We start from the raw sequence: 13,743 nt of genomic DNA, 5'->3' as shown, positions 1-13,743 counted from the left end.
TCGGACATGAACCACACAGGACGCATCGCCGTCGTAACCGGTGCGGCAGACGGGATTGGCCGTTCCGTCGCCGAGAACCTGGCGGGCGCAGGGCACACCGTCATCTCGCTCGACATTCGCCCGCGCGACGGGGCCGACATTCCCCAGATCGCCTGCGACGTCGCCGATCCCGCGTCGGTTGCCGACGCTTTCGGACAGGTGGAGCGCGAATACGGGCCGGTCCAGATCCTCGTCAACAATGCCGGCATCAGTCCCGCTGCGCCCAACGGGCGGGCCGTTCTGATCGAGGAGATGACCGACGCGGACTGGCGGCGGGTGCTGTCGGTCAATCTCGACGGCGTGTTCCATTGCTGCCGCGCGGCACTGCCCGCGATGAAACGGTCGGGCTGGGGTCGGATCGTGAACTTCTCGTCACAGGGCGGTCGGATGCGCTCGATGCTGTCGGGCGCGCACTATGCCGCGTCCAAGGCGGGTCTGTTCGGCTTTACCCGCGTGCTCGCGGGACAGTGCGGGCAAAGCGGTATCACCGCAAACTGCATCGCGCCGGGCCGGATCGAGACAGAGCAGAGCGACCAGTTCGCGCTGGACGACTACGTCAGCCAGATCCCTGTAGGGCGGCTGGGGCGGCCCGGCGACATCGCGGCGGCGACGCGTTATCTCGTTTCCGAAGAGGCGGGCTTCGTCACTGGCGCGATCATCGACGTCAACGGCGGTTTCTTCATGCCCTGAGCGGGAGTGCTGGGCAATCAGATCTTGCCGGTCCGCACCTCGTCCAGCTGCCGCACCAACCCCTGCTGCACCACGGTGGCGACGATCGATCCGTCGGCGCGGAAGATCGTACCCGACCCCAGCGCCAAAGCACCCGACGCGCCCAGCGTGTCCTGCGAATAGAGCATCCATTCGTTCATATCGACGCGCCCGTGCAGCCACAGCGCATGGTCGAGGCTGCTGGTCTGGAGATAGTCGTCGGTAAAAGCGATGCCTAGCGGGATGAAGGTCGTCTGGAAGATGTGAAAGTCCGACGCATAGGCCAGCCAGCAAGCATGTTCGGCGCGCGATGCATCCAGCCTGTCCTTCATCCGGAACCAGAAACTGCGCGCAGGCCTTTGCGCTTCTGGCGGAGGGGCGCCGAAAAGGAAGGGGGCGACCGGGCGCCAGTCGATCTGCTGGCGGCGCAGCCAGAAGGGGCGGTGCCGTTCGGGCAGCTCGCCGCTTTTGGCAAAAATTTCGGTGAGCGGGAGGAGGTCGTCCGGCGGCGGAACGTCGGGCATAGGCGGGGCGTAGATCGCCCCTGCCTCGTCGACGTGGAACGATGCCGTCATGTCGAGCAGCGGCCTCCCATGCTGCGACACGCCGATGCGCCGCACGGCAAAGCTGCGCCCGTCGGTCACGCGGTCCACCGCGATGTCTAACGGTTCGCCGGTAATGCCGGGTTTCAGGAAATAGGCGTGGAGGCTGTGCGCGTATTTCTCCCCATCAACGGTGCGCTGCGCCGCGGCCAAGGCCTGTGCGACGACCAGCCCGCCATATGTTCGCAAGAGCCCGCTGGGAATCGGGCGGGTGCGGAAACGGTCGCCCTCTAATTCCTCGAAATCGAATGCCAGTCGCCGTTCGACCATCGGGTCATCGGGGAAGGGATTATCCGCCATCGGCGCGCTCTCCGTCATTGTTTATTTGGTTCAACTGCCTTAATCACGAAGCGACAGCAAGACAAATGCATGGAGAGAGGAATGGACGATTACCGCCAAGGCGCAACCCTGGCCGACAAGGCGACGGTCATCACCGGTGCGGCCGGCGGGCTTGGCGCGGCGACGGCGCGGCGTTTTGCCCGCGAAGGCGCGCGGCTGGTGCTGGGCGACATCGACCGCGATCGCGGCGCGGCGCTGGCCGCCGAACTGGGATGTGTTTTCATGCCCTGCGACGTGACGAAAGAGGGCGATATTGCCGCGCTCGTCGACAAAAGCGTGGCGGAACATGGCGCGCTCGACTGCATGATCAACAATGCGGGGCAGCTTGGCGCACTGGGCGGGATCGCGGACATCTCGCTGGAATCGTGGGACCGCACGATCGCCATCCTGCTGACGTCCGTTTTCCTTGGCACGAAACACGCAGCGCGCGTCATGAATAACGGGGGCTGCATCCTCAACACCACCAGCGTGGCCGGGCGCGTTGCATTGGGGCCCCATGCCTATACCGCGGCCAAGCACGGGGTCGTGGGACTGACGCTTTCGGCCGCGTCGGAGCTTGCGGGGCAGGGTATCCGCGTCAACGCCGTCGCGCCGGGCAACGTGCCGACCCGCATGACCGAACTGGCCTATGGCGACGCGGCGGCGATGGAGGCATCGGCAAAGGCGCGCAATCCGCTCGGCACGATCGTCACGGCGGACGAAGTGGCGGGCACGTTCGCGTGGCTTGCCGGACCCGATGGCCATAACGTCACCGGACAGGTCATCACCATCGACAGCGGCTTGACCGACTTGCGGCTGGATGCGTCGTATTACCGCAAGAAGGCCGAGTATTTCGGCGCAGACGGCGTGGCTTGATCGCGCGCTAGAGGTAGCGCACGGGGTCCGTGCCGTCCCAACCGGCATGGGCCCCTGCCACCATCGCGAAAGTATCGGCGATGGTCTGGCAATTCTCGATCAGTTCTAGAACCGGCTGATCGGGATGTTCGGGATCTTCCAGATAGCAGACGCGCGTGGCCTGGCTGCGCCCCTCGGTCGCGGGGCGCAGGCCGCGCGCGATCGCGTCGGCGCGCACCGCGTCATAGTCGTCGGTAAGATAGCCGAAGTGGTGCAGCCCGTACCCGCCGTGGTCGAGGAACCGGCGATAGGTCGACGGGCCTGCTGCTGGCACGATCAGTTCGATCTGCACCGGCCCCAGTTGGCCCATCGCGACTTCGGCGATCATGGATTCGCTGGCCGGTTCGCCGTCGTGGAAAAGCTCCACGAAACGGCGGGGCGGCAGGACGAAGAACGGGCCTGCGCCCAGCGTGGTGCTGAAATGGTGCATCGCCTCATCGAGGTCTTCGACGAGGTGCCCGTTCTGCACCATGCCGCCGGCAAGCTTCGTGCCGATCATTGGCTGCTCTTCCTTTTCGCCGCCTTCGCGCGGTCGTTGACGTATGCGCGGATTGCCTCGGCGTCGGCTTCGTTCAGGTATTCGGAGAAGCTGGCCATGCCGTTGCCGGCAAGGATCCCGTCCAGCAAGATCTGCCGCCACACTTCCTTGTTGGCGAGCACGTTCGACCGGCGCAGGTCAGGAAGCACGCCGATCGACTGTGCCTCTGCCCCGTGGCAGGCCGAACATGTCGATCCGAACAATGCCGCGCCGCGTTCGATCTGCGCCGTAGTGAATGTCTCGTCCGAAGGCTGGAACGGCATCGTATCTGCAGATGGCTTGGCAGGAAGCTTTGCCGTGCCGTTCAGCTTGAAGGCCATGATGCGCCCCGGGATACGCGGGTCGGGGCGGGCAAAGCCGGGCATAGCAAGATTGAACGCGCCGCCCTTGCCGACCATGACCGCAATGTATTGTTCGCCGCCGACCGAGTAGCTGACCGGCCCGGGCATGATCGCGGCCTGCGCGTCAAAGCGCCACAGCTCCTTGCCGGTCTTCGCATCGTGCGCGCGGAATGTGCCGTCGGCGAGCCCTTCGAAGACCAGGTTGCCCGCAGTCGCCAGAACGCCGCCGTTCCACGGTGATGACCGTTCCGCCCGCCAGACTTCGCGCTGGGCAACCGGGTCCCACGCGATAAGGCGACCTTCCATCGATTTCTGCATGGCCGCGATGGCCGCGTCGTCCTGCGGCAGCTTGCCCCCCGCACCGATGCCGAGATTGAGCAGGCCGGGGCGATATTCGAACGATCCGTCCTCTTCATAGACCGACGGGATCTGCATCGCGGGAATATAGACCAGCCCCGTCGCCGGACTGAACGCCATCGGGTGCCAGTTGTGCGCGCCCCACGGGCCCGATGTGGCAAGGAAGGGCCCTGCCTTGTCGTATCGGGCGGCGGGATTGATGACGGGGCGTCCGGTCTTCAGATCGACCCGTTCGGCCCAGTTTACGGGCACGAACTTTTCGGCCGAGATCGGCCTTCCGGTCGCGCGGTCGATCACGTAGAAGAACCCGTTCTTGGGCGCATGCATGATGACCTTGCGCGGCTGGCCCTCGATCGTGAGATCGGCCAGCACCATCTGCTGGGTCGAGGTGAAGTCCCACTGCTCGCCCGGCGTTTCCTGGTAATGCCAAAGGTACTCGCCCGTATCGGGATCGAGCGCGAGGACGGAACCGACGAACAGGTTGTCGCCTTCGCCGTTCGACCGGATGCCGCGGTTCCACGGCCCGGCATTGCCGACCCCGACATAAAGCCGGTCCATCTCGGCGTCATAGACGATGGAATCCCACACGGTCCCGCCGCCGCCGATCTGCCAGTATCTGTCGCCTGACCACGTATCGCGGGCGAGCCGTTCGAGCACTTCGTCCGATGCTGCGCCGTCCTTCACGCCCGGCTTTCCGGGCACGGTATAGAAACGCCATGCGAGCTTGCCGGTCTTCTGGTCGTAGGCAGATACGAACCCGCGCACGCCCTGATCGGCGCCGCCGTTGCCGATAAAGACCTTGCCCTTGGCAACGCGCGGCGCACCGGAAATGGCCTGCGCCTTTTCGGGATCGGTGGTCTGGACCGACCAGACTTTCGCGCCCGTCTTGGCATCGACCGCGATCAGGCGGCCGTCGATCGTGCCGAAGAACAACAACCCATCCGCATAGGCCGCGCCGCGGTTGACGACGTCGCAGCACGCATCACGGCCCGCGCTTCCGGGTACTTCGGGGTCGAACTGCCACAACTGATTGCCCGTCGCGGCATCGACGGCGACGATCTTGCTCCACGCGGTGGTGGTGTACATCACCCCGTCGACGACGAGCGGCGTGCCTTCCTGTCCGCGAAACGTGTCGAGATCGAGATACCAGGCCAGCTTCAGATTGCCGACATTGCCGTCGTCGATCTGGTCCAGCGGCGAGAACCGCTGTTCCGAATAGGTCCTGCCGTGGCTCAGCCAGTTCTGCGGCTCGCTGTCGGCGCCGACGATGCGGTCGTCCGACGGGTATCCTCCAACGGATGCGCTATCGGACGCGGAGCAGGCGGCAATCGCCGCACACAGGGCAAGGGCCGGCCAGAACAGGGGCCTGCGTCGCGGGGGCCTGTGACGGGGGGACTTGGCGGTCATGGATCAGGTCCGGTCGTTCTCGTTCAGATAGACGAAGACCGACTTGGTTTCCTGATACGCGGAAATGCCCTCGGTCCCGTTCTCGCGGCCCCAGCCGGATTCGCCGTATCCGCCGAAAGGCATGGCCGGATGCATCATGCCGTAACCGTTGATCCACACGTTGCCTGCACGCAACCGTTCGGCCACGAGATGCGCCTTGTTGACGCTGGTCGTGAAGATCCCTGCGCCAAGGCCGTATCGCGTGTCGTTCGCCATGCGGACGATGTCGTCCATGTCCTCCACCGGTGTCGCAACGAGGACGGGGCCGAAGATCTCTTCGCGAACGATCCGCATCGAGGCATCGACATTGGCAAAGACGGTCGGCTGGACGAAGTATCCATGATTGCCATGCGCCGCGCCGCCGGTGACGATTTCCGCCCCTTCGCTGACGCCGGTTTCGAGATAACCTGCCACCTTGTCACGCTGACCCGCGCTGATCAGCGGACCGATCTGGGTGGCAGGGTCCATGCCCTTGCCTATCGTCAGTCCCTTGGCGAAGTCGCTGATCCCTGCGACCACCTTGTCATAGGATTTCTTCTGCACGAACAGGCGCGAGCCTGCGAAACAGACTTGCCCCGTATTGGCGAAGATCCCCATCGCCGCGCCCGGAATGGCGATTTCGGGATCGGCATCGTCGAACACGACGACCGGCGATTTCCCGCCCAGTTCCAGCGTCACGCGTTTCAGGTTGCCTGCTGCCGACTGGACTATCTTCTTGCCCGTCGCGGTCGACCCCGTGAAGCTGACTTTGTCGACATCGGGATGGTCGACCAGCGCCTGTCCCGCATCGTGGCCGAAGCCCGGCACGATGTTGACGACGCCCGGCGGAATGCCCGCCTCGTTCATGAGGTCGGCTGCGTAAAGCGCGGAAAGCGGGGTCAGTTCGGCGGGCTTGACGACAAGGCTGCACCCTGCGGCAAGCGCGGGGGCGAGCTTGATGATCAGCGTGCCGATAGGGCCGTTCCACGGGATGATGATGCCCGCCACGCCCACCGGCTCGACGCTGGTATAGGCATGCATGCGGAGCTGATCGCTGGCAAGCGCGGGGCTGACGTTGCGGCCCGTCACCTTGGTGATCATGCCGGCATAGTATTTGAGCTGCGCGATGGTCGATCCCACCATCCATTCGGCAAAGGCGATCGGCATCCCGTTGTCGGCGACGTCGATCTCGGCCAGGGTGCGGGCCTCGCGCTCGAAAATGCGGGCAAGGTTCCACAGCACGTCGGCGCGCTTTTCGGGGGGAAGTCCGTGCCAGCGCCGTTCCTCGAAGGCCCGCCGCGCTGCCGCCACCGCGCGGTCTATGTCAGCCGCCGTACCTCGCGCGACCTTTGCGATCGTCGTGCCGGTCGCGGGGTCGTGAACGTCGAAAGTCTCGCCGCCTTCGCCGTCACGCCACTCGCCGTCGATAAAGATGCCGTGCTTGCCCGCGATAAACTCGCTGACGGGGGTGCTGGGGTCGTGAAGGGCCATGGTGATCTCGATTGTTCAGTAGGAGAAGTTTGCCGTCCGCTTCCCGGAAAGGAGAGTGACCGGGAAGCGGACGGACGAGCGCGGGCGCCTAGAAGCGCACCGTGCCCTGAAGCAGGATTTCGCGCGGGCGGCCGATGTTCACCCACACGGCGTCGGGCGTACCGAAGGGCTTTTCCGCCCCGGCGATGCCGTAATACTTGTTGGTCAGGTTGCGCCCGATGAGCGCGAGTTCCCACGCATCGTCGAGCTGGAACAGACGCGCCGTGGCGTTGAGGCGGGCAAACCCGTTTTGCCAGCCGACAGGATTCTGGTTTTCGAGCAGCCAGTATCCGCTGGTGTAGTTGGCATCGCCCGACAGGCCGAGGCCGATGTCATTCGACAGGTCGACGTCGTAAGCGATGCCGCCGGTCAGGTTCCACTTCGGCGCGCGCACCAGTGCAGTGCCCGAAAGGTCCTGCGTCGTGCCGTTACAGCCCTGGTCGGCGGTCTGTCCGGCATAGCAGGGCGCTGCGGGGAAGCTGAGGTACTTTGCCTTGTTGTAGCCTGCCGCGCCGCGCAGCGTGAACTGCGGCGTCACGTTGAACGCGCCGTCGATCTCCACGCCCGTCGTGCGCGCCGATGCCGCATTGCGGATCGTGAACGATGGCGGCGAGGGGTTGAACGAGGTGAGCTGGAGCCCCTTGAACGTATAGCGATAGACGGTTGCGTTCAGCATCAGCCGCCGGTCGAGCAATTCGCCCTTGAAGCCGAATTCGCCGCCGTCCGCCTTTTCGGGCGCAAAGCCCAGGTCGTTTATCGTCTGGCCTGCCGACAGGATCGAGGGGTTGGAGAATCCGCCCGACTTGTAGCCTGTCTTGTACGCGGCATAGAGCGTGGTTTCCGGCGTCGCGCGCCAGCTGATCGTCGCTTCGGGCGAGACCTGTTCGTCGGCGAACTTGCCGGAGGTGAACAGGCCTTCCTCGGCAGTGATGCCGAAGGGCGCGAAGTTCTGGTTCACGTAGCTGTTGCCCACCGATGTGCGCTTCGTCTCGCGAGTCCAGCGCGCGCCGCCCGCCAGTTCGACGGTGTCGGTAAGGTCGAGGATCAGCTGCCCGAAGACCGAATAGGTCTTGCCGCTGTTGTCGGTCAGCAGTTGCCAGTTGTGGTAGGTATCATAGCGCGGATCGGTGCCGACGTTGGCGATGAAGCCGTTGCCCCGCGTGTTGCGCGAACTGTCCTCGAAGAAAAGGCCGGCTGCGAAATTCAGCATCGACGAGAAATCCGAATTGACGCGCAGTTCCTGCGTGAACGCTTCGGAATGGTCCTTGTTCGCACCGGCCACCGTCGGGGTGGAATCGAAGGCGAAGTTGTCGAACCCGTCGTTGGTATAAGTCCAGAAACCCGTGACCGAGGTGAAGTTCAGACCGCCTGCGCGGTAGTTCATGGTGAGCGAGGTGAGCAGCGATTCGTACCGCGTTTCCGGCACGCCGCCGTTCGAGCCGGGATAGGCCGCGCCGATTTCCGGATTGAAGGCACCAAGCGTGCGTTCGCCGTTCAGCTCGCAGTCGCTGTAGGGGTCGGCAACGAAGACACCGCCCAACAGGTCCAGCGTGCGCGATCCGCCGTCGCAAAGCAGTTCGGTGCCCGAAGTCTCGCCATGGTCGCGCAGCTTGTCGCCAAAGACCTTTAGCGTCGCGTCGAAGTCGTTCGACGGATTCCATTCCAGCGTGATGCGGCCGAGGATTTCCCTGGTGCCCGGATCGCGCCCGTTCGCCGCGCCGATGCTGGGATGCGTCGGGTCGCTGGGCAGGGTGATCGGGCCTGCATTGTTGCGGATATACCCGTCCATCTTGCTGCCGCGCGCGGCGATGCGGAAGCCCAGCGTATCGGTGATCGGGCCCGAGATCGCGCCTTCGATGATGCGCTCGTCCGCCTTGAATTCGTAGCCTGCGCGGACGTAGCCTTCCAGCTTCGAACTAGCACCCTTGGTGCGAACGGACACCACGCCGCCGGGACTGTTCTTACCGAAGAAAAGCGCCTGCGGGCCCTTCAGGACTTCGACCTGTTCGACATCGAAGAAGCTCTGCGCGACAAGGCGCCCGCGGCTGATCTGGAGGCCGTCGATGTTGAGCGAGACGGTCTGGTCGATGCCCGCGTCGAGCGCGGAGGAGCCGAGGCCACGAATGGTGAACGATGCACCCGCACCGCCGCCGCCGGTCTTGGCGAGGATGACCTGCGGGACCAGCTGGCCGATCTTCTGAAGATCGGTCGCGGCATAGCGTTCGAGCTGTTCGGACCCGACGGCGGAAATGGCGACCGGCACGTCGAGCAGCGTTTCCTCGCGCCGACGCGCGGTGACGATGATGGCATCGTACTGGCCGGCCTGTTCCGATGCCTGCGCCTCGCCCGAAACGGCATCCTGCGCCAGCGCCGGGGCGGCGATGCCGGCCGCGGCGATGGCTGCGGTGGACGCAAGTGCCTTGTAGATTGTCTTCATGTCCCTCTCCCTTTCGGACCGTACCGTGACCTGGGTTCGCCCAGTTTTGTACCACGTGACTTAGTAAAGGGGCGGGAGAGCTTGCAAGAACCGATTCACCGGAAGTTCTTTCGCGTCTGCAAAAATATCCCGTTCCTCGATATTATCCGAATATTGAGGAAGTAATTAGTCGGAAACGAGAAACGATGGCTCGTGAATGTGGATAGGTTTACAAAGACATAAATTACAATATTTGATGGAAAACGCCTGTTTTTTATAGGTTGTAACTAGACGGGGATGCCATTGATCTCCATCTGGCTGCGCATGAACAGCGTCTGTTTGTGGCGTGACCAGCTTCTGGGATCGTACATTGCTTGAACAGAAACGCCGATCAGGAACGTAAAACACTGGCGCGAGGCCTTTCTTGCGGCCTGCTGCGTAAAGGAATGTTCGCGCACCAGCAGTTCGGCCAGATCGCGCAAGGCAATGCGGACCTGATCGCGTTCCTCGCGGCTGAAAGACGGGTTCGCTGTCGCCGCCTGCATGTTGGCGAGATAGACGTGCCAGTCCTCGCGCGCTTCGGGCGTCACCGGCATCTGGGCAAGCAGGTGGGCCAGCGGGCTGCCCTTGCTCTCGGCATAGGCCTTGCGGATGCGGGCCTGCGTGCGAAGGATCGTGGTATAGTAGATCGCGATCCACAATTCGTCGCGCGTGGCGAAAAGCCGTGTGATGACTGACGTACTTATATCCAGCGCCGATGCGAGGCGGCGAAACGTCAGCCCCTCGGCACCTGATCGTGAAATCAGCGCGATGCCGGCTTCGGTTATCTCGCGGCGGAGGACGGCATCTTCGTCGCCCGGATCGCCAAACCGCTCCATAAAGGCCGGAATCGTGGCATCCAGTTCATGGATTGCATTCAATATACCTCTCCGCGTTCTTGTCGACGCTCTGCCAGACTAAGAGATGCAAGTGCCTTAAGGAACTGGCGTAAAGAGAAGGTCGCTTGAGCGACAGGTGCCTTTCTGCAAATGGTTGCCGATGCAACCGGAAGGCACGAGAACATCCATGAAGCGCAGGCAATTTCTCCGTTACGGAGCGGCAGGTGCCGTGCTGTCCGCGGTTCCCGTATCCGTTCGCGCGCAGGACGGCGCTGCCGCGTCGCTCGACGCGGTGATGGACAAGGTTCTATGGGGCGATTTCCGGCTGGACCCGACCGTACTTACCTACATGGGGCTCGACACGGGCGCCTATGGCTGGGCGCGCTCGCAACTGGCGAGCGGGGGCATGGCGGGCCGCGTCGCGGGGTGGAGCCATGCCGAGCGGATGAAGAGCGAGCTGGCGAAGGTCGATACGTCTTCCCTATCCGACCTTATCCAAGTCCATGCCGGCATCGTCGCATTCGACATCGATTCGAGATTGCACGCCCGGAAACATGGCTTGTCGCACCTCGGCACCCCCTATGTCCTGACGCAGCAGGACGGGCTTTACGGGTCGGTGCCCGACTTCCTCGACAGCGTGCATCCGGTCGAGACGGCCGATGATGCCGAGGCTTATCTCGCCCGCCTCGACAGCTTTGCCTACGCGCTCGACAACGAGACCGAGCTTCAGCGCAGCGAGGCGGCGCGCGGGTTTTCTGCGCCCGACTGGTCGCTGACCCACGTCTCGAACTCGCTGGGCGAGATGCTGGCGACAAAGCCGGCCGATGCGCTGATGGTGCAGTCGCTGGCCAGGCGCGCGGCGGACAAGGGCATCGCGGGCGACTGGGCCGCGCGGGCGGCGCAAATCCTCGAAGGCGCGGTCTATCCCGCGCTCTCGCGTCAGAAGGCGCTGGTCGACAACCTGCTGCCGCGCACCCGCGCAGGCGACGGGGTATGGCGGGTGCCCGATGGCGATGCGCTCTATGCCGATGCGCTGGCCCATTACACGACGACGAACCTCGGCGCGGACGAGATCCACGAGATCGGGCTTGAGCAGGTGGCCGACCTGCTCGCCCAGCTCGACACCGAGCTTTCCGCCGCAGGCATGACTGGCGGCACGGTGGGTGAGCGGCTGATGGCGCTGAACAAACGGCCCGACCAGTTGTTCGAGGACAGCGCGGCGGGACGCGAGGAAATCATCGATTGGCTCGCCGGTCGGGTCGAGAAGAGCTGGGAGCAGGTCAGCCCCGCCTTCGCGCAGCTTCCGCCGCAGGCACTGGAAGTGCAGCGCGTGCCGGTGGCGATCGAGGTCGGCGCGTCGACCGCCTATTACCAGTCGCCCTCGCCAGACGGGACGCGTCCGGGCACGTTCTTCCTCAACCTCTACGACATGAACGACTGGCCGCGTTACACGCTGCCCGCGATCATCTTCCACGAGGGGCTGCCGGGGCACCATTTGCAGACCGGCCTGCTGACCGGAAACGACGACCTGCACCTCCTGCTGCGCAACCAGTACATCGGGGCCTATTCCGAAGGCTGGGCACTCTACAGCGAGATCCTTGCCGACGAACTGGGCATGTACGACGGGCTGGAACGGGCAGGCGCGCTGCAGTCATGGCTCTACCGCGCGGCGCGGCTGGTGACCGATACGGGGCTTCATTCCAAACGGTGGAGCCGCGAGAAGGCGATCGACTATTTCGGATCGACCGTCGGCTATCCCGACAACCAGACCCGCAACGAGATCGAACGCTACATCACGATGCCGGGGCAGGCGTGCAGCTACAAGATCGGCCAGAACGCCTGGCTGTCAGGCCGCGAACGGGCGCGGGCGGCGCTGGGCGAAGGCTTCGACATCAAGCGCTTCCACACCCTCCTGCTCGACGGCGACATGCCGCTGGCCCTGCTCGACAAGCGCATCGACCAGTGGATCGCGGCGGAGAAGGCGCGGCTGGGGGTTTGAGGGGAAGCCGGCCCCTCGATCACATTCTGCCGTTGAGTATCCTGATCATCGCTTCTGCTGCGCGCTGGCCATAGATCGCATGTCCGGCATTTATCGGGTGGGGACCATTATTGGTTCCGTCGAAGATGATATCCCGATTGGCGCTGGTCACCCAGTCGGACACATCGATGGTGTGAGTCTCGGACACCTGACTTGCGGCCAGAAAAATTGCATCCCGGCAAGTAGTTAACGTCTGCGAGTAATCGGGATGGTTGTAGTCGGTAAACGGGCCAAGCACGAAGATCGGCATATCGGGCGCACCCGAACGCAATTCCCGGAAATAGGTCAGGGCGGCACTACCGACCTCGTCGGCGGAGTAGGGTCCGCCGGGGGCGACTGAGCAGTCGTTGATGCCGCCTGCGATGATTACCGCATCCGGCGGACCGCCGTCCACAGCCGTCAGCACATCGTCTATCCGGTCGCGGAAGTTGTAGCCGGTGTCGGACGGGTACCGCTTGAGATAACCGGAACCGCCAACGCCGGATACGATGGAATTGGGAATACCGAGGCGATAGGCCGCCTGCATCGGCCATGCCATGTCAGCCATGGTCGAAACCGCGCCTTCCGTAATACTGTCGCCGATGAAAACGACGCTGGCGTTTGCTGTGGGCGCAGCATCGATTGTCCCGCCGGAAGGGAGCCTCAGCCCCATAAACGGACGGAAGCCGAAATTCACCGTGACGGTCCGCGCCTGTCCCGACGGCGGCAAGCTGAAACGGGTGTACTTGAAGCTGCCGTTGAAGACCTGCTCACCGCTGTAGCCCGATGCACTCGTCGCGAACCCATCGACGATGAGATTGATGTTCTGCGGTGAGCCGGAGTCGAGAAGCACGGCCTCGAACTCGTTCTGGTTGGCAGGTAGAACGAATTGGACACCGTTGTTCTCACCTGCACGGTAACGTGGCAGTCCGGCGCCATTCAGGTCTGCAGGGTCGCGATACGTGGTCGATTGGCCAACGCGCGCCCGATCGTACGGATAGTTCGGCCCCGAGATCCACTTTCCGCCAAGCCAGCGAATTCGCGGGTCGTCGAAAGCGATGACTTCCGGAGAAGTGAATGATGAAGTGCCCGCTAGCGTCGTAACGGTGGCCCCGGCACTTGCGTCAACGGTCAGTGCGCGTCCTTCGGACAGCGATGCCTGCAGCTTTGCAAAGCCCGCGCTTGTCGGCGTGGGCGTTGGCGTGGGTGTTGGCGATGGCGTAGGTGCTGGTGCCGGGACTGAGGCAGGCGAAGAACTAGGGTTCCCATCACTTCCCCCGCAACCAGACAGCAATGTTACCGCTGGGATCAGAAAGCCTGCAATTTGTAGCGATTTCAGAGTCATGAGGTGCGGATTAAAGCAGAAATAATTGTCCGCAAGATTTACTCTTGTTTTGCCCACATGAATGACAACTCGGGGGCTTCTTCAAGGTCTCACCCAAAATACAGTCCTGTATTTTGGAAGATCGAATATTGTGCGCCCCACGAAACCATTTTCCTACACGCGCTGCACCCATCATCATGCGCGCCGTTCTTTGCCATCGTGATGTCTGCGCACAACCTGTCACCCTGGCCGCATGGGCCGTCAGGCGCGCAATTCTGCGGGTTTCCGGCGTTCTGCCGTGGGTGACAGGGTGTCACCTTTGTCACCCACTGCAA

General features: G+C 63.6%; 10 protein-coding genes. 3 read left to right on the top strand and 7 right to left on the bottom strand.

The genetic code is table 11. The features are described 5' to 3' along the window. Positions 1-6 precede the first annotated feature (6 nt). Positions 7-729, top strand: a complete 723-nt coding sequence (locus tag A9D15_RS06710; RefSeq protein ID WP_066763274.1) for an SDR family oxidoreductase — start codon at positions 7-9, stop codon at positions 727-729. A 17-nt stretch (positions 730-746) separates the two neighbouring features. Here the strand turns inward: A9D15_RS06710 and A9D15_RS06705 are convergent, their stop codons facing one another. Beyond that, positions 747-1,649 (bottom strand): acyl-CoA thioesterase, encoded by a 903-nt coding sequence (locus tag A9D15_RS06705; RefSeq protein ID WP_066763557.1) that lies wholly within the window; start codon positions 1,647-1,649, stop codon positions 747-749. Positions 1,650-1,730: 81 nt separating this feature from the next. On the opposite strand from A9D15_RS06705, the gene A9D15_RS06700 reads away from it, so the two are divergent. Next, positions 1,731-2,543 carry an SDR family oxidoreductase gene (locus A9D15_RS06700; protein WP_066763272.1) on the top strand — a complete coding sequence of 271 codons (813 nt, stop codon included), beginning with the start codon at positions 1,731-1,733 and terminating at the stop codon, positions 2,541-2,543. Between the two features lie 7 nt (positions 2,544-2,550). Here the strand turns inward: A9D15_RS06700 and A9D15_RS06695 are convergent, their stop codons facing one another. From A9D15_RS06695 to A9D15_RS06675, 5 genes are all read right to left on the bottom strand, one after another. Continuing rightward, complete coding sequence (locus A9D15_RS06695) at positions 2,551-3,081, bottom strand: VOC family protein (RefSeq protein WP_066763270.1); 531 nt, start codon at positions 3,079-3,081, stop codon at positions 2,551-2,553. Beyond that, the gene (locus A9D15_RS06690) at positions 3,078-5,225 is read right to left on the bottom strand and encodes a PQQ-dependent dehydrogenase, methanol/ethanol family (protein WP_082924306.1); all 2,148 of its coding nucleotides are present in this window, start codon (positions 5,223-5,225) and stop codon (positions 3,078-3,080) included. Before A9D15_RS06690 ends, A9D15_RS06695 begins: the two co-directional genes overlap by 4 nt. A gap of 3 nt (positions 5,226-5,228) precedes the next feature. Next, the gene (locus A9D15_RS06685) at positions 5,229-6,734 is read right to left on the bottom strand and encodes an aldehyde dehydrogenase family protein (protein ID WP_066763268.1); all 1,506 of its coding nucleotides are present in this window, start codon (positions 6,732-6,734) and stop codon (positions 5,229-5,231) included. Between the two features lie 88 nt (positions 6,735-6,822). Continuing rightward, complete coding sequence (locus tag A9D15_RS06680) at positions 6,823-9,210, bottom strand: TonB-dependent receptor (protein ID WP_066763266.1); 2,388 nt, start codon at positions 9,208-9,210, stop codon at positions 6,823-6,825. 266 nt (positions 9,211-9,476) lie between these two features. Then, on the bottom strand, positions 9,477-10,109 hold the full coding sequence (locus A9D15_RS06675; RefSeq protein ID WP_156521678.1) for a TetR family transcriptional regulator C-terminal domain-containing protein: 633 nt from the start codon (positions 10,107-10,109) through the stop codon (positions 9,477-9,479). Positions 10,110-10,254: 145 nt separating this feature from the next. On the opposite strand from A9D15_RS06675, the gene A9D15_RS06670 reads away from it, so the two are divergent. Beyond that, positions 10,255-12,066, top strand: coding sequence for a DUF885 domain-containing protein (locus A9D15_RS06670; protein ID WP_066763262.1), 1,812 nt, complete (start codon positions 10,255-10,257; stop codon positions 12,064-12,066). Positions 12,067-12,085: 19 nt separating this feature from the next. Here the strand turns inward: A9D15_RS06670 and A9D15_RS16480 are convergent, their stop codons facing one another. Next, positions 12,086-13,429, bottom strand: coding sequence for an SGNH/GDSL hydrolase family protein (locus tag A9D15_RS16480; RefSeq protein WP_156521677.1), 1,344 nt, complete (start codon positions 13,427-13,429; stop codon positions 12,086-12,088). Positions 13,430-13,743 lie beyond the last annotated feature (314 nt).

It is taken from the genome of Croceicoccus pelagius (assembly GCF_001661915.1).
Taxonomy (GTDB): domain Bacteria; phylum Pseudomonadota; class Alphaproteobacteria; order Sphingomonadales; family Sphingomonadaceae; genus Croceicoccus; species Croceicoccus pelagius.
Note: the sequence above shows the minus strand (reverse complement) of the source record. Positions and strands in the feature narration are given on the sequence as shown.

Excerpts from the sequence above, each read along its gene's own strand:
- A9D15_RS16480 (WP_156521677.1), bottom strand. The coding sequence starts at position 13,429 with ATGACTCTGAAATCGCTACAAATTGCAGGCTTTCTGATCCCAGCGGTA.
- A9D15_RS06710 (WP_066763274.1), top strand. The coding sequence starts at position 7 with ATGAACCACACAGGACGCATCGCCGTCGTAACCGGTGCGGCAGACGGG.
- A9D15_RS06695 (WP_066763270.1), bottom strand. The coding sequence starts at position 3,081 with ATGATCGGCACGAAGCTTGCCGGCGGCATGGTGCAGAACGGGCACCTC.
- A9D15_RS06670 (WP_066763262.1), top strand. The coding sequence starts at position 10,255 with ATGAAGCGCAGGCAATTTCTCCGTTACGGAGCGGCAGGTGCCGTGCTG.
- A9D15_RS06700 (WP_066763272.1), top strand. The coding sequence starts at position 1,731 with ATGGACGATTACCGCCAAGGCGCAACCCTGGCCGACAAGGCGACGGTC.
- A9D15_RS06705 (WP_066763557.1), bottom strand. The coding sequence starts at position 1,649 with ATGGCGGATAATCCCTTCCCCGATGACCCGATGGTCGAACGGCGACTG.
- A9D15_RS06685 (WP_066763268.1), bottom strand. The coding sequence starts at position 6,734 with ATGGCCCTTCACGACCCCAGCACCCCCGTCAGCGAGTTTATCGCGGGC.
- A9D15_RS06680 (WP_066763266.1), bottom strand. The coding sequence starts at position 9,210 with ATGAAGACAATCTACAAGGCACTTGCGTCCACCGCAGCCATCGCCGCG.
- A9D15_RS06690 (WP_082924306.1), bottom strand. The coding sequence starts at position 5,225 with ATGACCGCCAAGTCCCCCCGTCACAGGCCCCCGCGACGCAGGCCCCTG.